17 protein-coding genes are annotated in these 20754 nt (G+C 74.5%); 8 read left to right on the forward strand and 9 right to left on the reverse strand.

All coding sequences use genetic code 11. From position 1 onward, the window contains the following. Window positions 1–143: 143 nt before the first annotated feature. The 4 genes from IG05_RS0117700 to IG05_RS0117715 form a co-directional block, all read right to left on the reverse strand. A complete protein-coding gene (locus IG05_RS0117700; RefSeq protein ID WP_030343620.1) occupies window positions 144–476 on the reverse strand; it encodes a DUF3140 domain-containing protein in 333 nt (110 codons plus the stop codon). A 5-nt stretch (window positions 477–481) separates the two neighbouring features. Next, a complete protein-coding gene (locus tag IG05_RS0117705; RefSeq protein WP_030343622.1) occupies window positions 482–709 on the reverse strand; it encodes a DUF2945 domain-containing protein in 228 nt (75 codons plus the stop codon). 145 nt (window positions 710–854) lie between these two features. Beyond that, complete coding sequence (locus IG05_RS0117710; protein ID WP_030343624.1) at window positions 855–1748, reverse strand: SDR family oxidoreductase; 894 nt, start codon at window positions 1746–1748, stop codon at window positions 855–857. Further along, window positions 1745–2353, reverse strand: a complete 609-nt coding sequence (locus tag IG05_RS0117715) for a DUF1990 domain-containing protein (protein WP_234335890.1) — start codon at window positions 2351–2353, stop codon at window positions 1745–1747. Before IG05_RS0117715 ends, IG05_RS0117710 begins: the two co-directional genes overlap by 4 nt. Before the next feature lie 371 nt (window positions 2354–2724). Between IG05_RS0117715 and IG05_RS0117720 the strand changes: the two genes are divergently transcribed. Then, entirely contained in the window at window positions 2725–2916 is a 192-nt protein-coding gene (locus tag IG05_RS0117720; protein ID WP_234335893.1) for a hypothetical protein, read from the forward strand. Further along, window positions 2903–3631: a DUF1990 family protein gene (locus IG05_RS0117725; protein WP_037813964.1), complete on the forward strand. Its 729-nt coding sequence runs from the start codon at window positions 2903–2905 to the stop codon at window positions 3629–3631. Before IG05_RS0117720 ends, IG05_RS0117725 begins: the two co-directional genes overlap by 14 nt. A gap of 91 nt (window positions 3632–3722) precedes the next feature. On the opposite strand, the gene IG05_RS49355 is transcribed toward IG05_RS0117725, so the two are convergent. From IG05_RS49355 to IG05_RS0117750, 5 genes are all read right to left on the reverse strand, one after another. Further along, window positions 3723–4001: a helix-turn-helix domain-containing protein gene (locus IG05_RS49355; RefSeq protein ID WP_267883317.1), complete on the reverse strand. Its 279-nt coding sequence runs from the start codon at window positions 3999–4001 to the stop codon at window positions 3723–3725. Between the two features lie 100 nt (window positions 4002–4101). Further along, complete coding sequence (locus tag IG05_RS0117735; protein ID WP_030343632.1) at window positions 4102–4830, reverse strand: SDR family oxidoreductase; 729 nt, start codon at window positions 4828–4830, stop codon at window positions 4102–4104. Window positions 4831–4944: 114 nt separating this feature from the next. Further along, window positions 4945–7851: a helix-turn-helix transcriptional regulator gene (locus IG05_RS0117740; protein WP_030343634.1), complete on the reverse strand. Its 2907-nt coding sequence runs from the start codon at window positions 7849–7851 to the stop codon at window positions 4945–4947. 70 nt (window positions 7852–7921) lie between these two features. Further along, the gene (locus tag IG05_RS0117745) at window positions 7922–8131 is read right to left on the reverse strand and encodes a hypothetical protein (protein WP_030343636.1); all 210 of its coding nucleotides are present in this window, start codon (window positions 8129–8131) and stop codon (window positions 7922–7924) included. A gap of 110 nt (window positions 8132–8241) precedes the next feature. Beyond that, window positions 8242–11388, reverse strand: a complete 3147-nt coding sequence (locus tag IG05_RS0117750) for a type 2 lanthipeptide synthetase LanM family protein (RefSeq protein WP_158838952.1) — start codon at window positions 11386–11388, stop codon at window positions 8242–8244. 364 nt (window positions 11389–11752) lie between these two features. On the opposite strand from IG05_RS0117750, the gene IG05_RS0117755 reads away from it, so the two are divergent. The 6 genes from IG05_RS0117755 to IG05_RS0117780 all read left to right on the forward strand — a co-directional run. Beyond that, window positions 11753–12376 (forward strand): response regulator transcription factor, encoded by a 624-nt coding sequence (locus IG05_RS0117755; protein WP_030343639.1) that lies wholly within the window; start codon window positions 11753–11755, stop codon window positions 12374–12376. Next, window positions 12373–13011 (forward strand): helix-turn-helix transcriptional regulator, encoded by a 639-nt coding sequence (locus IG05_RS0117760; protein ID WP_234335897.1) that lies wholly within the window; start codon window positions 12373–12375, stop codon window positions 13009–13011. Before IG05_RS0117755 ends, IG05_RS0117760 begins: the two co-directional genes overlap by 4 nt. 160 nt (window positions 13012–13171) lie before the next feature. Beyond that, on the forward strand, window positions 13172–16369 hold the full coding sequence (locus IG05_RS0117765; protein ID WP_030343643.1) for a non-ribosomal peptide synthetase: 3198 nt from the start codon (window positions 13172–13174) through the stop codon (window positions 16367–16369). 24 nt (window positions 16370–16393) lie between these two features. Next, window positions 16394–17662, forward strand: coding sequence for an aspartate aminotransferase family protein (locus tag IG05_RS0117770; RefSeq protein ID WP_030343645.1), 1269 nt, complete (start codon window positions 16394–16396; stop codon window positions 17660–17662). A 28-nt stretch (window positions 17663–17690) separates the two neighbouring features. Then, window positions 17691–18638, forward strand: a complete 948-nt coding sequence (locus tag IG05_RS0117775) for an ornithine carbamoyltransferase (RefSeq protein WP_030343647.1) — start codon at window positions 17691–17693, stop codon at window positions 18636–18638. 52 nt (window positions 18639–18690) lie between these two features. After that, window positions 18691–20754: lantibiotic dehydratase (locus IG05_RS0117780; RefSeq protein WP_030343649.1), on the forward strand; the 2064-nt coding region annotated here is incomplete at its 3' end.

The raw sequence follows: 20754 nt of genomic DNA on the forward strand, positions 1-20754 counted from the left end.
GAAACCATGTCAGCCATACCAAGTAGCTGTGCCGCGGGGACGGTCTTCAACCGCGGCGCTGAGCAACCGTCGACGACCATCCGGTGTGGCGCGGGCCGGCCGAGTCGGCGGGACTCAGGCGGGGGGCGGCGGCCGAGACTCCGTCACGCCAGTGGATCGTGACCCCAGTTCATCAGGGAGTGCCGCCATCTGGTGTCCCGTACGTCCCCCTGGGGTCGTTGGGCCAGATGACGGTGGATGTAGCCGACGACCTTGCGCATGTGCTGGTAGTCGTCGTCCGAGAGGTCGCTCTTCTTCGCCCGCAGGATCTCCACGATCCGGCGGCCGGAGGCGTGTCCGGTGGACTCGCCGCCGTCCAGGTGCTGCCCGGCACTGCGTGACTCGTCGGAGGCGAGCCACTCGTCCAGCTCCGCCGGCTTCATGTTCACCAGCTCACGGAACGCCGCGTCGACCTCGTGGCGCTCGTCGTCGTCCACGTCGGCTACTTCTTCTTCAGCGCGGACGGCTTGTGCACCGCGGATTTGCCGGACTTATCGCTGCGTACCTGGTACTGCGGGTCGTCCGGGGAGGCGTCCACCGTGCGGCCCGCGGCCTCGGTCCGTTCGGTGATCTTCTTCTCCACCTCGCCCTCGGCCTGGCTCCCGTGACTGCGCCAGGTGACGTGGTCGCCCTTCTTCAGTTCCTTCTTCGCCTCGCGCCTCTTCGCCATGCCGCGACTCTCCTTGGCACCTGAGCCGGTGGTCTGCTTCCGTCCTTCCAGCGTGGGGGCTTCCGGCCGATTCCGCGACGCGGGCGACCCGGCCGGTGCGCGCGCCCCCGCCCGGTGCGCGCGACCCCGTGCCGTGGGCCGGGGATCAGCCCGGTCCGCCGTCGTCCGGTGCGGACGCGGCACGATCGGCCCTTCCGCCGGCGCCCAGCCTGCCCGTGGCGCGCAGCGGCCGCCCGGCGTCCCAGCGGGGCAGCTCGTGGCGGGCCAGCCGCAGTACCACGGGAGGCAGGGCCCAGCGCACGGGCTGGACGAGCCGGAGCCACGCCGGGAAGTAGACGGTGGTGCTGCGGCGCTCGACGGCCCGCGCCAGCCGGGCGGCGACCGCCTCCGGCGGATGGATGGTCCGGACGCCGGGGGGCATGCGCACGCGCAGTTCGTGCAGGGCCGCGTAGCCCTCGGCCTCGCGGATCATGTCGGTGTCCGCCCAGGCCGGGTAGGCGATGCCCACGGCGACCCCTTCGTGCGCCACCTCGGCCTGCAGGACGTGCGCGAAGGCTTCCACACCCGACTTGGAGGCGCAGTAGGCGCTCATCATCGGGGTGGCTCCGAGAGCCGCGAGCGAGGCCACTTGCAGGAAGTAGCCCGCCGTCGCCCTCAGATCGGGCAGGAACGCCCGGGCCGTATGGGCGCTGCCCGTCACGTTCACGTCGATGACACGGCGCCAGGTGACGGGGTCCGACGTCGCGAAAGGGCCTCCCTCGGCGATTCCCGCGTTCGCCACGACCGCCGACGGCCGGCCGAGGCGTTCGCGGACCTCGTCTGCCGCGTCGTCCAGCGCCGAGTGGTCCGTGACGTCCACCTCGACCGCCAGCGCCGCGGTGGCCAGGGATGCCGCCAGGGCCTCCAGTCCGGGCCCCTCGTGGCCGAGAAGTGCCAGGCGGGCCCCGCGCCGGGCCAGCTCGTGGGCCAGTGCCGCTCCCAGCCCGCGCGCGGCTCCGGTGACCACGACGGTCCGGTCCTTGAGCGGGCCGGACGTCACCTGCCGCTGCCCCGGCCGTGCTGACGGCTCGCACCCGGCTCACCGAACCCGCCCGTCGGCGGAGCCCGGTGGCCCGGTGCCCCGGCCGGAGCGCTCTTCCCGGCCGAGGACAGCGGGCGTACCGGTGTCCCTTCCGGCGATTCGAGCCAGCGGGTGGAGATGTGCACCCCGTCGAGCGGCCGGCCCCCCGACATCTCGGCGGCGGAGAGGCAGAACCGGACCCACATGTTGAGCTGGATCTCCTTCGCCAGGCGCAGGTGCGAGTACAGCAGGTGCACCAGGCGGGTGGCGGGGCACGCCCAGAGTTCGATCTCGAACACCAGCAGGCCGTCGTCCTCCCGCGCACGGAACTGCACCTGACCGGCCTCCATGTGGCCGCGCAGGGTCACCAGGTGCAGCCGGTCGTCGTCGCGGTGGACGACCTTGACGGGTCCGTTCCAGGGGCCTGGCATCTCCACCAGCAGCTCGTCGTCGACGTCCAGGCCCTGTTCCCGGAGCTCACCGGTGTGGATGTCGACCACCTCGGAGGGTACGAAGCGCTTGAAGTCGCAGCAGATCCATTCGACGAGCCGTGCCGGAGCGACGTCGGCATCGGTGATGCGCACGCGGAAAAGGCGGTGGAACAGGGGACCGGTGCCGTCCTGCGCCAGTTGCACCCGGCTGTCGACCGCTTCGGGCGGCAGCCGCGGTGGTAGGTCCGTCTCGTCACCCCGGCACTCGCCGCCTCGGTACAGAGGCGTCGTCTCCCACAGATACCGCCACGTGACCAGCCCTGTGCCCAGAAGCCACCGCGCGAGCACGGCCAGTGTCCGAGGACAGCGTGGTCGCCGCATCCGTACTCCTCAGAGTGACAGAACCGCAGGAAACATCATTAGAAGGTGTATACCCGAGCGAAGGGGTACACAAAAGGAAACGGCGGCACGACCAAGCGATCCCGGAGGCCCCGATGGTGGTCCGGCTCCTGCACCGTGCGGGTGTGCGCAGTGCCCATCTGCACCTCGCCTCGCTGGGCTCCGTCGGCCTGTGCGTGGCGTTGTGGGTACGCGCGAAGACCGTCGACCAGGAGGAACGGGGCAACGCCGAACGGCGCGCGCTCTTCGTGGGTCTGTGGCCACCTACGCTGTGGCTGATCGGCGACTCGCTGGAAAGCCCGAGTGGCCTTGGCTGACTGGGTCTTCGGACGGCTCGACGCCACCCGGGTGTGGCGGGACCTCGCGGGCGCGCCCGTGAACTACTCGATCGACGAGGTGCGTCGGCCGTCCTGGAACATCGACGTCCACCGCACCGCGCTGCCGGCGGAGCGGCCCGGCCCGCCGGAGCCGGGAGGCTCGTGGGAACAGGCCTGCCGCCTGGTCCGCGACTACGAGTTCTCGCCGCCGGAGATCGTGCGCGCGCTCTACGACCCGGCCGCACCGCTGCTCGGCCGTGACATGCTGCTGGAGGCCCGGTTCCACGGCCTGCACTTCTACTGCGGGGTGCGTGTCACCCAGGTGGTGGACGAGACCCGTGACAGCACCGAACGCGTCTGGGGATGGGCGTACGAGACCCTGGAGGGTCACCTGGAACGCGGCCGGGTCACCTACGAGGTCGTGAAGCGGCAGGACACCGGCGAGGTGCTGTTCGTGGCCTCGTCCCATTCGCAGGGCGCCCCGACGCTGGACCGGATCACCTTCCTCGGATGGCGCCTGTTCGGCCGCCGCACCCAGTTGCGGTTCTACCGCAGGTGTGCCCAACGGCTGCGCCTGTTCGTCGAGGCCGCGCTGCGCGGCGAGGACCCGCTGTCCGGACCCCCCTCCACCGTCGGGCGTCTGGTGTGCGCGCCCTCGGACGCGCGGATGCACCGCTGGGACGCGCTGGCGATCCACCGTGTCGCTCCGGGCTGAGGCGCAGGGGGACCCCATCGCCGGTATCCGCCACCGGGGCGACGGCCGCGTCCGGCGTGCCGCTGAACTTCTTCTCCTGGCCGGGGTCCGGCTATTGACCGAGGGCGGGCTGCCGCTGTCCCCTGTCCTCCGCGGACGTCCCGGAGCCTCGGCCGGCGGTGCCGGTGCCGGTGCCGCTGCCGCTGCGGGGATCGCCTCCGCGTGCCCTGAAGGGGACATGGGCCTCGCTGAGCACGCGATGCACGAATCCGTAGGACCGGCCATGTGCCTCGGCTATGGCACGGATCGACCGCCCCTCGCGGTACTCCTTGACGAAGGCCTCGGCCAGCTCCTTGCGTGCACTGCCTGTTATCCACTTGCCCTTGTGCACGGACGTCTCCTCTCGCATCGTCGGGTGATCACCGGATTCCCGCGTCGACGCGACCCATGTCCGCGAGCTGCGCACGTACCGCCCGCAGGGGGCGGGGATGTCAGGAGAGCCAGTCGACGTAGCGGGTGGGGGCGAGGCGGGCGTTCCTGTCGGTGAGGACGTCCCCCTTGACCACGGCGAACATGCCGGCGGTGGGGTCGGTGACGACGGTGCGGCTGTCGCCCTTGTGGGACAGGGTGATCCGGCCCAGCTCGTCCAGGGGGAAGACCTCGGGTCCGGCGATGTTGCGGATGCCGTTGAGCGGAGCTCCGGCAGCGACCTCCGCCACCGCGTCGGCCACGTCGTGGGAAGCGATGGGCTGGATGGGCGTGGCCGGCAGCCGGACGGTGTCGGCGTCGGCGGTCCAGGACAGGACCGCGTCCATGAAGTCCATGAACTGCGTGGCCCGCACGATCGAGTAGGGGATCGGCCCGGCCGCGAGGATCTCCTCCTGGAGCGCCTTGGCACGGTAGTAGTCCAGCTCCGGCACCTGGTCCACGCCGACGATCGAGAGGATGACGAAGTGGCCGACGCCGCCCTTCCGGGCCGCGCCCAGGAGGTTCTCCATCGAGGTCCGGAAGAACGCGAGCGAGGCTTCGTCGAAGGTCGGGGAATTGGTCAGGTTGACGACGGCATCGGCTCCCGCCACCGCCTCGTCCAGCCCCTGGCCGCTGATGATGTCGACTCCGGTGGACTTCGAGTGCGGTACGGCCTCGTGTCCGGCCGCGTTCAGGTTCCTGACGACCTGCGAACCGATCAGTCCGGTACCGCCGATGACTGCGATCTTCATGACGCGCCCTTCATAGCGGTTTACTGCGCAATATGGCATATGTACCGCGGTGCGGGCGGGCTGAAAACGGCTCGCTGATCGCCCGGGTCGGCCGGTCGGCCACGGGCACGGTGGTCAGCACTGCTCCGCCGCGAGGGCGCAGAGCTGGGAGCGGTTGGGCAGGCCGGTCTTGGCGATGAGGCTGGCGACGTGCTTCTCGACGGTGCGCGGCGATATGTAGAGCCGGGCGGCGATGTCCTTGTTGCTGGGGCGGTCGGCCAGCAGGCGGAAGATCTCGTACTCGCGGACCGTCATGCCCTTCAGCCGCAGCTCTGGTGGAATCCGGTCGCTGCCGGTGCGGTGCTGGCGTACCGGCGCGCCGATCGCGCGCAGCAGGGTCCGGCAGGCTCCGGCCACCGCGGTGGCGGAGGTCCCGCGGAAGTGGTGCTCGGCCTCCCGCAGCCATCGTTCCGGTTCGCCCCAGTTGAGCGCGTGGGCCTCTTCCGCGATCAGCCGTTGTCCGAGGTGGCGGGCGGTGGGGTAGGGCGCGCCCGTCTCCTGGGCGAGGAGTGCGGCGCGTCCGGCCGCCTCGGGCCGCCCCTCCCGGCCGAGCAGGACGGCCTCGGCGAGGAGGACGAAGTGGTGGTTCCACCGCATCCGGCCCGCGGCGCTGCCGGCCAGCCGGTCGAGGTGACCGCGGTCGGCCCGGCCGTCCAGGAGGTCGAGCAGCAGACCGAGCCCGTGCCGTCCGCTCAGGTGGAAGGTGGTCGGGTTCTCGGCCTCCAGTGCCTCCAGGTCGGCCATGGTCCGGGCCGCCTGGTCCCGGTTCTCCTCCAGCAGGGCGCAGAAGACCCGGGCCAGGCCGAGGGCCAGCGGTTCCTCGGGCGAGCGGCTCCCGCCCCAGCGTCCGAAGTCGGTCAGGGCCTCCTCCATGGCGGGGCGGTCGCCCTGGTGGGCGGCCAGTACCGCGCGGGCCATCAGCAGGTAGCGGGCCACCGACGTGAGCTTCAGGCGGGTCGCCATGGTCAGCGTCTCCTCCCCCAGCGTCCGGGCCTCGGTGAACCGGCCGCTCAGCACGTCGTGGAGGGTGAGGATGCCGTCGATGCCGTAGACGACGGTGACCGCACCGAGCCGCTGGGCCTCCGTGCGGGCCTCGTCGAGGGTGGCGGTGCTGCCGTCGTCCAGCCACCGGATGCCGCCGAGCCGGGTGAGCGCGTACATCCGCTGGAGCCACAGGCCGTGCCGCTCGGCGGTGTTCATCGCCTGTTCCAGGTAGGTACTGGCCTCCCCGAGGTCGCGTTCGCGGGCGACAACGCCGAGGAGCTCCCACGCCTGGCAGGCGACCAGGGGCAGGCTCTGCCGCTCGGCGGTGTCGAGGGCCGCACGGGCCAGCCGTTCGGCCCGCTGGGTGCGGTCCTGGCCCGGCGTGACGAGGCACAGGTACGCCTCGACCACGTCGGTCAGCGCGGCGTGCGCCTCGTCGGGCGCCGTCGCCAGCAGGGCGCGGGCACGGTCGATCTGGTTGTTGCCGTCGGTCCAGCGGCCCGCCATGTACGCCACGTGTGCGAGGCGGGTGTGCAGGGCCGCCAGCCTGGCCGCTCCCAGGCCGGCTCCGGCGAGTTCGCGCAGGCTGCCGGCGAGGCTGAGCGCCCGGGTCAGGTCCCCGGTCTCGGCGAGCGCGGGCAGCAGCGCCTCCAGGGCTTCCGCGCGGGCGGCGCAGTCGCCGCCTTCCGCCAGCAGCCGCTCGGCGCGGTCGAGCAACGCGACCGCGGACCCGACCGAGCCGTCGGCGAGGGCACGGCGCCCGGCCTCGGTGAACAGCCGGCCGGCCCGGACGGGGTCGCCGGCTTCGGCGCGCAGGGTCGCCGCCAGGGGGCACCAGTCGCCCGGCAGGCCGGGGTTGAGGGTCTCGATCGCGTCGGCGGCCTGCTCGGACAGGGCGACCCGGGCGGTCGGGGTGAGCTGCGCGAGCAGTGCCTCGGCGGTCAGCGGGTGCTGGAAGGCGTACCAGTCGGGGGCGGGTTCGTCGGCCGCGACCAGCCGGGCGACCACGCTCGCGTGCAGGTGGCTGAGCAGGCTCCGGTCGTCGACGCCGGTCATCGACTGGAGCACCGACAGGGGGAAGCGCCGGCCCAGTACGGCGGCGGCGCTCAGCAGGGTCCGTCCCTGCGGGCCGAGTTGGTCGATGCGGTGGGTGGCGCTCTCCAGGAGCGCCCTGGGCATGTTGCGGCGGAGGTCGCCGACCACCCGCCAGACGGCGCCCTCGCGGACGAGCGAGCCGCCGGCGACCGCGCCCTGGAGGAGTTCCTCGACGAGGAACGGGATGCCCGCGCTGTCCTGCCACATCTGGACGAGGACCTCGGCTGGCATTAGACCGGGGTCGGTGTCCAGGCAGGAGGCGATCAGCCGGCCTACCTCGTCGGCGTCCAGCGGTGCCAGCCGGAACACCGTCGCGCTGCCGCGGCGCCCCGCGGACTCGGCGAGGTCCAGCGCCTCACCGGGATCGGACCGGAGGGTCGCGACCAGCATGAGCGGCTGCTGTTCGAGGTTGTCCACCAGGTACTCGACGATGGCGAGGGTCTCGGTGTCGGCGTCGTGCAGGTCCTCCAGGACCAGCAGGCAGCCGCTCTCGCGGCCGGCGTGGGCGAGCACCCGCAGGACCGCCTCGGCGAGCACCACCGTCGAGCCCTGGTCGGGGGCGCCGGTGCTCCACCCCGGGACGAGCCGGCCCAGCACCGGCCGGTACGGTCCGAGGCTCGCCTCGTCCGGTGTCACCCCGCCGCGGGAGAGCGGCATCAGGGCCTCGGTGAGGGGCCGGAGCGGAACCATCGGTCCGATGGTGCTGCTCCGGCCCTTCAGGACCCGCACGCCGGCGTCCAGCGCCGAGCCGATCAGCTCGGCGACCAGCCGGGACTTGCCGATTCCCCCCTCTCCGACCAGGAACGCCGTGCCTCCGCGTGACCGGTTCAGATCCCGCAACGTTTCGCCGAGCTCGGTGACTTCGGCCTCACGACCAATGAGATGAGCTGCCCGCAGACGCATACCTCCGGATAGTAGCCACTCGCTCACGAAGGTCACACAGTCGCGGGGACGGGCCGTGGGTGACGATGGGTCAGGAGGGGACCGACACGGTGGTGATGGTGGCGGAGCCGAGGCCGACCACCACGCCGCTGCCGAGGGTCATTCCAGCCAGCGCCCGGGTCCGGGCGCACGCCCCGTTCCAGCGGACCAGCCGGATCTCGCCGGCCGGGTCGGTGTCCGTCGCGGACGCGGCGCCCGTGGCCTCGGCGTGGACGGTACCGTTCTGCAGGAAACTGGACATGGGGTTCCTTCCATGGACATCGATCCGGTCGTGGATCGCTTTGTTTGCCGACGGTTCGTCTTTCCGCAAGGGTCGTCGTGGTGGCCGCCCGGACGGGGGTGCCGGGGCGTTCAGCCCCCGCCGCCCGGGGCCGGGTCGAGCAGCAGGACCGAGGGCACGGTGTCGGCGAAGCCCAGCCGCAGCAGGGCGTAGCCGATGCCCGACAGTCCGGTGAGCAGGCCGGGTGTCGGTACGCGCCCGGGTGTCCCGCAGCGGGGCCCCCAGGCGTCGAGCAGTCCGAGGGCCAGGCCGATCCGGCCGGTCAGGCTGCTGCGCGCCCCGGGGTGGCCGCGCGCGGCGAGGGCGGCCACCGCTTCCGCGATGCCCATCTCGCCGTGGCAGAGGCTGAGGTCGGCCACCGGCGGGTGTTCGGTGAGCCGGCGGCTCACGTCCCCGGCCGGGCCGTCCGCCGGCTGCGGGCAGAGTCCGGCGTCGGCCGCCGCCAGTACGACGCCGCTCGTGCCGGAGCACCAGCCGGCGTCGAGCCGGTCCGTCGCCGCGAGTGCGGTGGCCAGCCTGGCCCGGCCGGCCGTCTCGGCCCACGTGCCCGGTGGACCGCCGGCGAACCGGGCGTGCCGGGTGAGGGCCCAGCCGATGCCCGCCTCGCCGTAGGCGAAGCCGAAGTCCTCCGGCGCCCCGTCGCCGGGCCGGCCGGCCGGCGCGTGGGCCGGCAGCCGTTCGGCGATGCGGTCGGCGAGGTCGGCGGCCTGCGGCAGCCCGCGCTCGCTGTGCACCGCGTGCAGGGCGGCGAGCGCTCCGGCCAGGCCGGCCGACACGCCCGGCGGGGTGTCGTCGCCGTGGGCCGCCAGCGCCAGGGCGTCCAGCGCCGTCGGCAGGCACCCTGCGAGGTCGTCGTCGACCAGGGTGGCCACCCGTGCGAGGGCGTAGCAGACCCCGCCGAGGCCCTCGAAGCCGCCGGGGCCCACGGCACGGCTCAGCGCCGGGTCGGCGGCCATCGCGGTGACGAGTTCGGGTACGGGGGCGAGCGCCGCCCGGGCCAGTTCGGTGTGCCGGGCGGAGCCGGTGAGGGCGCCGAGCTGGGCCAGGAAGAGGGCCACCCCGCTGTACCCCTGGGCCAGTCCGGCGCCCATGGGCAGTACCGTCCAGCGGTCGTCGACCGCCTCCAGCCCGATCCAGTTGACCCGCCCGTGCCCGTGGACGGCCCGGCCGGCGATCTCGTCGGCGATCCCGGAGGCGGCGGCCAGCAGCGCGGAGGGTTCCGGCAGGGCGGCCGGGGCGGGGCGGCCCCGGCGGCTCACCCGGTGGTGGCGTCCGGCGGCGTCCGGCTCCGCGGACGCCAGGGTGGCCGAGATGATCCACTCCTGGACGCGGCGGTCGACGGTGCTCATGGCGGCGAGCTTCGCCCGTGCGGAGGCGAGGCCGGAGGTATTCAGGACGCCGTCGACCGGGCTGCCGTCCGAGGCGAAGACCTGCGGCGAGCCGGGCCGGTGGAAGAAGACGGGGACGTCGCCGTCCCACAGGTCGGCGATCTCGTACTCGATCAGGGCCTGGCGGGCCGGGTCGCCGTCCGAGTCGGCCCACAGCACCGCGAACATGGCGTCCCGGTCGAGCCCGTCGCGCAGTACCTGCGGATGGGTCGCCTCCTCCAGCAGGGTGGCGTACAGCATCGTCGGGCGGAGCACGAGACGGCCGACCGCGTCCGCGGCGGCGGCCAGCGGTCCGGCGGGGCCGGACAGTTCGTTGCGGTGCCGCACGACGGCGTCGTACCCGGTGCGGAATCCCGCCAGTACGGCGGCCTGCCGGTCGGCGCTGCCGGGTCCGGTCCCGGCGCGGTACGGCCGGTTGAGTGCGCCGGTGAACGGCGCCGGGCGGCGTACCAGGCGCATCTCGTCGGTGCCTGCGTCCTCCCAGACCATCCGGGTGTCGGGGGACTGGCCGCCGGGCGCGCCGCCCAGCGCGGAGACGTCGACCGCGCCCAGTTCGCCCATCAGGAACTGGGGCAGCAGGCAGGTGCGGTGCACCGAGGAGGCGTGGGCCGCGGCGGCCGGGTCGGGCAGGGTGGTCCCGCCCTCGGGCAGGACGGGGTGCAGCAGCGTCTCGACGTCGACGAGCACGGGCTGGTCGCCGTGCGCGAGGACGTTCTCGTAGTGCAGGTCCACCCCTTCGAGGGTGTAGGCCAGGGCGATCAACGCGCCCTGCCTGCGGTGGAAGCGGTCGATCTCGGCCAGCGAACGGCAGGTGCGGTGGTCGATGTACTCCAGCCACCCGTAGCCGTCGCCGGCCACCCAGCGCGGGGTGCGCGGTGCGAGTCCCGGTACCTTGCCGTCGAGCCAGCCGGCCATCCGGTCCAGCAGGGCGTGCTGGTCGACCGGCCGCGGCTTGTAGACCGCGCTGCCGCCGGCGAACCGGAGCACCGCCACCGACCTGCCCCGCTGGTGCAGGTCCCCGAGTCCCAGCTCGACGGCGGTCAGCGGGCCCGGGTCCCGTCCGGCGAACAGTTCGCCGGTCAGCCGCCGCCGGTCGGCGGCGAGCCGTGCCAGCAGCTCGGCGCCGGACCGGGCGGTGTGCCGGCAGGTCCGGGCCAGCAGCCGGGCGAGGACGGGGTATCCGGCGAACAGGCGGGTGAGGCCGGCCCGGGTGCCCGTACGGGCGGCGAAGTCGGCGAACCGGGCCGCGGCGGTGGCGCCGGACAGGTCGCCCGCGGTCCGCGCGGCGGCCAGCTCGACGACCAGGGTGCGGGCCGCCGCCTTGGTCAGCCGCCGGGTCAGCCAGTGCCGGTAGGCCCGGGCGAACACCGCCACGTCGTCGGGCTCGGCGCCGCCCGCCCCGGCCTGTTCGACCAGCTCGGCGACGGCCGCCGTCACCAGCGGGCGCAGGACCGGCGCGAACACCGCGGCTCCGTCCGCCGGGTCGGCGGGCGCGGTCACCGCGGCACCGAGGACCTCCGGGGGTGTCTCGGGTGCCGCGGCGAGCGCGTCCTCGACGAACAGCGCCCACCGCGGCTTGGCGAGCCGGCCGGCCAGCCGGGCCGGGGACTCGGCGGCGAGCGCCGCCACCAGCCGGTCGTCGGCGCCCAGTCGGGCGGAGCGCACGGACTCGCAGGCCAGCTCGACCGGCGAGCGGGGGCGCAGCCGGGCGGCCGGGGCCGGCGCCGCGGGCGGGTGCGGGGCCGACAGCCGTTCGCGGAGTGTCGCGGCCGGCGCCCACCAGGCGGGCGCGGCCTCCGTGGTGGGACAGGCGGTGTCGGTTGAGGTCACGTCCGTCACCTTTCCAGCGGCGCCGCCCGCCCGTACAGGGAGTGGTGCCCCCACATTCCGCGGCGGACTACCCAATCGAAGCCATCGCCCGCCCCCCCCATGCGCACCGCCGGGCGGCCCGGTGGTAGCGGCGGGCGGCCGGGACGGCGCCGTGCCGGCGGCGGGCGGGCCCCTGCGGGGAGGTGCCGTCCGGCGGGACCCGGCCGTGGGCGGTACGGCCGCCGGTGTACGGCCCGGGGGGCGGCCCCCGGGGGCGGCCGGGCGCGGTACGGGAATGCGGGTAATCGCGCCCCATGCGGCGCGGCACCCGGGTTGCCGAGACTCCTCGCCGAGAGGTTCGCCCCACGCTGACCGAGGAGTACACATGGGCAATCCCCTGTCGCTGTGCGTCGTGGCCCTGGACCCGCTGCTCGAAGCCGGCGCCGTCAGCGCCCTGTCCGGCAACCCGGACATCGCACTGGTCCGGCCGGAGGAGGGGGCCGACGTGGCCGTGGTGATCTTCGACCGGGTGGACCGCCAGGAACTCGACCTGGTGGCCGCGACCGGCGGCGGCCCGCACCGGCCCGCAATCGTCGTGATCGCCTCCGACATGTCCCCCGCCGAGGCCGCCGAGGCCATCAACGCCGGGGCCCGCGGTCTCCTGCGCCGGCACGAGGTCGACGCCGAGCGGCTCGTGCGGACCGTGCGGACCGTGGCCGGCGGCGACTGCACCGTGCCGCCCGACCTGATCGACGGGCTCCTCGACCAGGGCACCGAGGCCGACGCGTATCCCGCGGTGCGGGGGCGTGGACCGGACTGGGGTCTGGACGAGCGGGAACGCGCGGTGCTGCGGATGGTGGCCGACGGCCGGGAGACCGACGAGATCGCCAAGGAACTGTGCTACTCCCCGCGGACGGTGACCACCGTCGTCCGCGACATCACCCAGCGGTTCCGGCTGCGCAACCGCGCCCACGCCGTGGCCTACGCCCTGCGGGCGGGCCTGCTGTGACCGCCCTCGTCCTCGAAGCGCCGCCGGAGCCCGGGCTGGGCACGGGCACGCTGCGCGTGCGGCTCGGTCCGGCGGGCGGGGCGGCCCGCGACACGGTGGCCGCCGGTCTGCGCCGGGCCGGCATCGAGCTGGCGGCCGGACCCTGCGACGGGGCCGTGCGGGTGGCCGTCGGGCGGACACCCGGTGCGGCGCTCGACGGCTGGCCGGAACCCGGCGGCGGCCCCCTGCTGCTGGTCGCCGACACCTTCACCGCTGCGGGCGTGCGGCAGGCCGTGCGGGCCGGGGCGGTGGCCATGCTGCAGTCCGCCGAGGCCACCCCGGAGCGCCTGCTCACCGCCGTCCACGCCGCCCGGTACGGCGAGGGCCGGATGTCCTACGACGTCCTGGTCCGCCTCCTCGACCGGGCGGGCAGCGCTGCCGGGCACCCGCGCCCCGGCCGGGACTCACCGCTGACGGCCCGCCAGCGGACGGTGCTCGCGCTGGTCGCCGAGGGGCACGGCAACGCGGCCATCGCCCGTGAACTCTCCTGCTCCCAGCACACCGTGAAGAACGTCATGTACGACCTGATGACGCGCCTGCACGTCCGCAACCGGGCCCACGCGGTGGCGTACGGCGTCCGCACCGGGCTGATCTGACCCGGCCGCGGCCGACCAGAGACATTGACGCAGCAAATGCCGCGCGGGGCGCTGCCGCTCCTTCCCTACTGCGCCGCCGTACCCGGACGGCAAGCTCCGGACGTGCCCCGGCCACCCGAGGCGCGCGACGACCTACCCCGACTTCCTTGGAGGTGAGCCGGTGGACCGCGGTGACGGCCGGACGACATCCTTCTCGCAGCAACGGCTGTGGTTCCTCGACCAACTGCGGCCCGGCACGGCGGACCATCTGCTTCCGCTGGCGCTGCGCCTGCGCGGCGGCCTCGACACCGAGGCCCTCGCCGCCGCACTGACCGACGTGACCGACCGGCACGAGGTGCTGCGCACCCGGTTCACGGCCGCCGACGGCGAACCGGTGGCCCACGTGGTCCCGCGGGTCGAGGTCCCGCTGGAGACGGTCGAGGCGCCCGCCGCCGACGCGGCCGGCATCGCCGCGGTCCTCGACCGCGCGGTGCGCCGGCCGGTCGACCTGTCGACGGCGCCGCCGCTGCGGGCCACCCTGGCGCGGCTCGGGCCCGGCGACCACCTGCTGGTGATCGTGGTGCACCACATCGCCTTCGACTTCTCCTCCTGGAACGTCCTCACCCGCGACCTGGCCGCGGCCTACCGCGCCCGGACCACCGGCGCCCCCGCCGGGCTGCCGGAGCTTCCCCTCCAGTACGCCGACCTCGCGGCCCGGCAGCGCGAGCGGTCGGCGGGCCCCCGGCTCGCCCGCGGCCTCGACCACTGGCGCTCGCGGCTGGCGGGCCTGCCGCCGCTGGACCTGCCGACCGACCGGCCGCGTCCCGCCGAGTTCGACGGCACCGCCGCCGTGGCCCGGTTCACCCTCCCGGCCGACCTGGTGGCAGCGGCCGACCGGCTGGCCCGGGCCCGCCGCGCCACCCGGTTCATGGTGCTGCTCGCGGCCTTCCAGGCCCAACTGGGCCGTTACAGCGGGCAGCAGGACTTCGCCGTCGGCACCCCGGTCGCCGGCCGCGGCCACTCCGCCGCCAGGGATCTCATCGGCCCCTTCGTCAACACCGTGGTCCTGCGCGCCGACCTGTCCGGCCGGCCGGGCTTCGGCGCCCTGGTGGACCGGGTCCGCAAGGCGTCCCTGGCCGACCTCACCCACGCCGACACCCCGTTCGAACGGGTGGTGGGCGAGCTGGCCCCGCCCCGCGACCTCAGCCGCAACCCCCTCTTCCAGGTGTCGTTCCTGACCCTCGACTCCCAGGCCGCACCGCCCGACCTGCCCGGCCTGTCGGTCGAGGTGGTGCCCACCCCGGTCGCCGGGACCCCCTTCGACCTGGCGCTCGACCTGCTCGGACGCCCCGACGGAAGCCTCGGGCTGCGCCTGCAGTACGCCACCGCGCTGTTCGCGCCCGAGACGGCCGCACGCATCACGGAGGACTACGTCCGGCTGCTGCGCGAGCTGCTCGCCGCCCCGGACGAGCCGCTGGCCCGCGCCACCGCCGTACTCGAACCGCTGCCCGGCGGCGAGCGCCGGCGCCGGCTCGCGCTCGGCCACGGCAGTGCCCGCACCGTACCCCCGCACACCGTCACCGACCTGTTCGAGGAGCAGGCGCGCCGCACCCCGCACGCCACCGCCGTCCGCTCCCACGACGGCGAGCTGAGCTACGCCGCCCTCGACGAGCGGGCCGACGAGCTGGCGCACCGGCTGCGCGGCCTCGGCGTCGGCCGCGGGGCCCGGGTGGGTGTCCTGCTGGAGCGCGGCACCGGGCTCCTCGTCGCCCTGCTCGGCGTCCTCAAGGCCGACGCCGCCTACGTGCCGCTCGACCCCCTGCACCCCGCACGGCGGATCGCCGGCCTGATCGCGGGCACCGAGGCCGCCGTGGTCCTCACCACCGGCGCGCTGGCCGACCGGGTGGCCGGCACGGAGGCGCAGGCCCTCCTGCTCGACGCCGCCCCGCCGCCGGCCGGTCCGTGCCACCGGCTCGACCGGAGCACCGGCCCGCACGACCTCGCGTACATCTTCCACACCTCCGGTTCGACCGGCACTCCCAAGGGCGTACAGATCCCGCACAGTGCCCTGACCAACTTCCTGCACGCGATGGCGGCCCGGCTGGAGCCGCGGCCGGGGGACACCGTCCTCGGTGTCACCACCGCCTCGTTCGACCCCTCGATGCTGGAGCTGTGCCTGCCGCTGCTGACCGGCGCCCGGCTGGTGCTGGCCGACGCCGAGCAGTCCCGCGACCCCGAGCGCCTGATCCGGCTGATCGGCGAGACGCGGCCGGACCTGGTCCAGGCCACTCCGTCGATGCTGCGGATGCTGGTCGACACCGGCTGGACCCCCGGCCCCGGCCTCACCGTGCTGTCCGGCGGCGAGAAGCTGCACACCGACCTGGCCGCGGCCCTCGCCGCCCGCGGCGCCCCGGTCCTGGACCTGTACGGGCCGACCGAGGCCACGATCTGGACCAGTGTGGCCGGGCACGGCGCCGACGGGCGGGTACGGCAGTGGGCCGCGGTGGACAACACCACCGTCCGGGTACTCGACGACCGGCTGGAACCGGTGGCGGAGGGCGTCACCGGGCACGTCTGCATCGGGGGCGACGGTCTCGCCTGGGGCTACCGCGGGCGGCCCGCGCAGACCGCCGGCGTCTTCCTCCCCGACCCGCACGCCACCGCGCCCGGCGGCCGGCTCTACGCCACCGGCGACCTCGGCCGGATCCGGCCCGACGGCTCGCTGGAGATTCTCGGCCGCAGCGACCACCAGGTGAAGATCCGCGGCCACCGGATCGAACCGGGCGAGATCGAGGCCGCGCTGCTCGCCCTCGACGGTGTCCGCGCCGCCGTGGTGCACCCGACGCCGGACGCCGACGGCGGCCGGCAGCTCACCGCCTACCTGGTCGCCGAGGACCCCCGGAACCCTCCCACGCCCGACGCCCTGCGCGCCGAACTGCTCGAATCCCTGCCCCACCACCTGGTCCCGGCCACGTTCGTCCTGCTGGACGCCATCCCGACCGCGGTCAGCGGAAAGGTCGACCGGCACGCGCTGCCGGTGCCGGCACCGCAGGCGGCCGGCCCGGCCGCTCCTGCCCGCACCCCGCGGGAACGGTCCGTGGCCAGGGTCTGGGAAGAGGTCCTCGGCGCCACCGGGATCGGCGCCCACGACGACTTCTTCCTGCTCGGCGGACACTCGCTGCTCGCCACCCGGGTGTCCGTGCGCCTGCGCGCCGCCCTCGGGGTGGACGTCCCCGTGCGGGCACTGTTCGACCACCCCACCGTCGCCGCCCTCGCCACGGCCCTGGAGGGCTACCCGCTCCTGGCCGCGGACGGCCCCCTGCCGCGGCTGACCGCCCGCCCGCGCGGCGAGCGCACGACCGCCGGCCGCCGACCGTAACCGCCTCCTCGCCCAAGGACCGCCATGACCCTCGTTGCGACCACCGACACCTCCGTCTTCGAGAAGATCGAGTCCGAGGTGCGGATGTACTGCCGTACCTTCCCCGTGGTGTTCGAGCGCGCGAAGGGCGCGCTGCTGCACACCGACGACGGCCGGCCCTTCATCGACTTCTTCTGCGGCGCCGGAAGCCTCAATTACGGACACAACCACGACGCCGTCAAACGGCGGATCCTCGACTACCTCGCCGGCGACGGCCTCATGCACGGCCTCGACCTGCACACCGTCGCCAAGCGCGACTTCCTCACCCGCTTCACCGAGGTCGTCCTGCAGCCGCGCGGCCTCGACTTCAAGGTGCAGTTCACCGGCCCCACCGGGACCGACGCGGTGGAGGCCGCCCTCAAACTGGCCCGCCGGGCGACCGGCCGCACCGGGCTGACGGCGTTCACCGGCGCCTACCACGGGATGTCGCGCGGTGCGCTGGAGGTCACCGGCAGCCGCCGCGCCCGCCGCGCGGGCACGGTCGCCGGCGGGGACGTGACCTTCGTGCCCTTCGAGGACGGCCCGCTCGGCCCGTTCGACTCCATCGGGCTGATCGAGCGGCTGTGGGCCGACCCGTCCTCCGGCACCGAACCACCCGCGGCGGTCGTCGTGGAGGCGGTCCAGATGGAGGGCGGGGTCTATCCGGCGAGCCGGGAGTGGCTGCGCCGGCTGCGCGAGGTGACCGAACGGTACGGGGTGCTGCTGGTCCTGGACGAGATCCAGACCGGGTGCGGCCGCACCGGCGCGTTCTTCGGCTTCGAGCAGTCCGGGATCGTGCCGGACGTCGTCACCGTCTCCAAGTCCCTCAGCGGTTACGGGCTGCCGCTGTCCCTCACGCTGTTCCGCCGCGAGCTGGACCTGTGGCAGCCCGGCGAGCACACCGGCACGTTCCGCGGCAACCAGCTCGCCTTCGTCGCGGCCACCGCGGCGTGCGAACTGTGGCAGCAGGACGACTTCCTGACCGGCCTTCAGCGGGGTGCCGAGCGCCTCGCCCGGTTCCGGGCCGACGCGGGCGCGCTGGACCCCGACCTCGTCCTGCGCGGCCGGGGCATGGTGCTCGGCGTCGACACCGCCCGGGCCGGCGGCACGGAGCGGGCCGAGCGCGTCCAGCGCCACGCCTTCGAGCACGGCCTGATCGTGGAGCGCTGCGGCCGGCACGACGAGGTCCTCAAGGTGATGCCCCCGCTGACCATCGACCCCGGCCTGCTCGACGAGGGGCTCGGCATCCTGCTCGACGCCCTGCAAGCGAACTGACGGCCAGCCACCCGAGGAGGGACTCCAGATGCCTCGCCCCGACCGCCGCCACCTGATCTCCGTCGACGACCTGACCGACCGGGAACTGCGCTGGCTCGTGCACCGCGGCGCCCAGTACGCCGCCGGCGAGTGCGACGGCGCCCGGCCGCTCGCCGACGCCGTCGTCGGCGTCCTGTTCCGCAAGACCTCCACCCGCACCCGGACCGCGTTCTCGGCGGGCGCGCTCCGGCTCGGCGGGCGGCTGATCACCTACGGTCCCGGCGACCTCCAGGAGAACACCGGGGAGAGTTCCGAGGACACCGGTGACGTGCTGTCCCGCATGCTCGACGTGCTGGTGGCCCGTACCGCCGGCAGCACCGAGGAGCTGCGTGCCTACGCCGCCCAGCGGCGGATGGCCGTGGTCAACGCGATGAGCGCCGCCGAGCACCCCACCCAGGCCCTCACCGACCTCACCACGATGCTCGGACGCTTCGGGCGGATCGAGGGGCTGCGGGTGCTGTACGCCGGGGAGGGCAACAACACCGCCTCCGCGCTCGCCCTGGCCCTCAGCCGGTTCCCCGGCACCGAGCTGCACCTGCGGACCCCGCCCGGCTACGGACTCGACCCGGCCTTCCTCGACCGGGCGGGCATCCACGCCAAGGGGTCGGGCGCGCTGGTCGAGGAGCTGCACCACATGGCCGACCTGCCCGAGGTCGACATCGTCTACACCACGCGCTGGCAGACGACCGGCACGACGAAGCCCGACCCCGACTGGCGGCGCGTCTTCGCCCCGTTCCAGGTGAACGCCGCCGTGATGGCGGCCTGTCCCGGCGCGGACTTCATGCACGACCTGCCCGCGCACCGCGGCGACGAGGTGACCGGCGAGGTGCTGGACGGCCCCGCGAGCATCGCGTTCCAGCAGGCCGAGAACAAGTACCACAGCGCCCGCGCCGTTCTGGAGTGGTGCCTCGGCGGCATCCCGGCAGAGTCGGCCTGACGACCGGCCGGCCGCCGGCCCGGCGCACTTTTCCCAGGGAGGTAGCACAGCAATGTCCGACACCATACGCATGCCCGGCGGCGGGTGGCGCCTGTGGACGCAGTTCGCGCTCCGCGGGCCCGGTTTCCCCGCCGCGGGCGTACTCCGGCTGGCCCCGGAGGGCCTGGCCTCGGCCGCGGACAAGTTCGCCCCCGGGGAGGTGCCGGCGGGGGCGGACTGGGAGGCGTTCGAGGATGCCTTCTCCGCTGCCGCGGTGCGCACCGCGCGCCACCTCCAGGAGATCGCCGCCTCGGCACCGTTCCGGGCCGCGGTCGCCTGGCAGAACCGTGCGGTGCTGCGCACCGGCATCAAGCCGTTCCTCGACTGGACGCCGTCCGCCGCGGGCCGCACCAGCATGCCCCGCCAGCGCGAGGAGCTGGTCGCCCACTACTGGCAGCGGTTCTGCGTCAAGAACGACACCATCGGCTTCTTCGGGCCGGTCGGCTGGGGCACGTTCGACACCTCCCTGCGGGGCGTCGAGGTCCATCCCGGCACCGGCCTGGTCGCCGAGTCGCGGGTCTACTTCTCCAGCTGGTCGATGGACGCCCTCGCCAAGGCCATCGACCGCGACCCGCGGGTGCGCGCGTGGACACCGCCGCGCCAGGTCCCGTACGTCCGGGTGGTCGACGGCACGGTGCGCTTGCCCGGCCGGCCGCCCCAGGTCGCCCCCGAACCCGCGCTCACCGTCCTGAGGCTGTGCGACGGCCGCCGGACGCCCGCCGAGATCACCGCCCTGGCCGCCGGTGAGCTGGGCCGGGACCTGCCGGACCGGGAGGTGACCGAGGCCCTGGAATGGCTGGTCTCACGCCGCCTGATCGGCTGGAGGCTGGAGGTGCCCGCCGGCACCTACCCCGAACGGGAACTGCGCGCCCTGCTGGAGCGCATCGGCGACCCGGCGGTACGGGAGCCCGCCCTGGCCAGGCTGGCCGTGCTGGAGGCCGGCCGCGAGCGGGTGGAGCGGGCCGGCACCGACACCGAGGAGCTGACCGCCGCGCTCGCCGCCCTGGAGGCGGACTTCGCCGAGATCACCGAGGTGTCCGCGGTCCGCGAGAAAGGGGCCCGGACCGCGCCCAACCGCGCCCTCGTGTACTCCGACTGCCGCCGGTCCGCCACGGCCACCGTGGGCACCGCCGTCCTGGAACGGCTCGCGCCGCTGGAGCTGTGCCTGACGGCGGCCCGCTGGATGACCAACCGGTACGCCGAGGCCGTCGGCGCGCGCATCCACGAGGCCTACCTGGAACTGCGGGAGCGCGACGGGCAGGTCGACCTCGGCTCGCTCTGGTTCGCCTGCCTGCCCGCCCCGCACCCGGAGTCCTTCGCCGAAATCGAGCGGATCCAGGCCGAACTGCGCGAGCGCTGGGGGCGGATCATCGACGCCCCGGCCGGCGCCCGGCGGGTCTCGCTCTCCAGCGCCGACATCGCCGGCCGGGTGCGCGAGGCGTTCCCCGAGGGCGGCCGCGGCTGGTCGCTCAGCAGGTACATCAGCCCCGACCTGCTGATCGTCGCCGATGATCCGGGCGCCGTGGAACGCGGCGAGTTCCAGCTCGTCCTCGGCGAGCTGCACGTCGCCATGAACACCATCGGCCAGTCGCTCTTCGTCCACCAGCACCCCGACCGCGCGCAGTTGATCGAGGAGACCACCCGCGACTTCCCCGGCCCGCGGCTGCTGCCCATGCTGCCCAAGGAGCTGCCGCTGAAGTGGTCCGCCCGCAGCCGGCAGTCCCTGGACCGCCCGGAGGACCACTACGTCGCGCTCGCCGACCAAAGCGCCGACCCGCACCGACCGCGTACCGTCCGCTCCGCCGACGTGCGGGTGGAGGAGCGGGAGGGCCGGCTCGCGGCCGTGCTGCCCGACGGCTCCGTCTTCGACCTGCTCGACGTGTTCTGCCACGCGCTCACCAACCGCGTGATGGACCGCTTCACCCTGCGCCCGGACGGCGACCACTCGCCCCGGATCACCATCGACTCCACCGTCGTCGCCCGGGAGAGCTGGCGGTTCGCCGGCTCCGCGCTGACGTTCGCCGACGACAAGAGCGAGGCCCGGCGCTTCGTCCGGGCCCGGCAGTGGCGCGACACC

Source organism: Streptomyces sp. NRRL S-1022 (assembly GCF_000720135.1).
Lineage (GTDB): Bacteria > Actinomycetota > Actinomycetes > Streptomycetales > Streptomycetaceae > Streptomyces.

What these genes read in the sequence shown, in the direction of transcription:
- IG05_RS0117705 (WP_030343622.1), bottom strand. Translation starts at nt 709, where the DNA reads ATGGCGAAGAGGCGCGAGGCGAAGAAGGAACTGAAGAAGGGCGACCAC.
- IG05_RS0117735 (WP_030343632.1), bottom strand. Translation starts at nt 4,830, where the DNA reads ATGAAGATCGCAGTCATCGGCGGTACCGGACTGATCGGTTCGCAGGTC.
- IG05_RS0117740 (WP_030343634.1), bottom strand. Translation starts at nt 7,851, where the DNA reads ATGCGTCTGCGGGCAGCTCATCTCATTGGTCGTGAGGCCGAAGTCACC.
- IG05_RS0117745 (WP_030343636.1), bottom strand. Translation starts at nt 8,131, where the DNA reads ATGTCCAGTTTCCTGCAGAACGGTACCGTCCACGCCGAGGCCACGGGC.
- IG05_RS0117755 (WP_030343639.1), top strand. Translation starts at nt 11,753, where the DNA reads ATGGGCAATCCCCTGTCGCTGTGCGTCGTGGCCCTGGACCCGCTGCTC.
- IG05_RS0117770 (WP_030343645.1), top strand. Translation starts at nt 16,394, where the DNA reads ATGACCCTCGTTGCGACCACCGACACCTCCGTCTTCGAGAAGATCGAG.
- IG05_RS0117775 (WP_030343647.1), top strand. Translation starts at nt 17,691, where the DNA reads ATGCCTCGCCCCGACCGCCGCCACCTGATCTCCGTCGACGACCTGACC.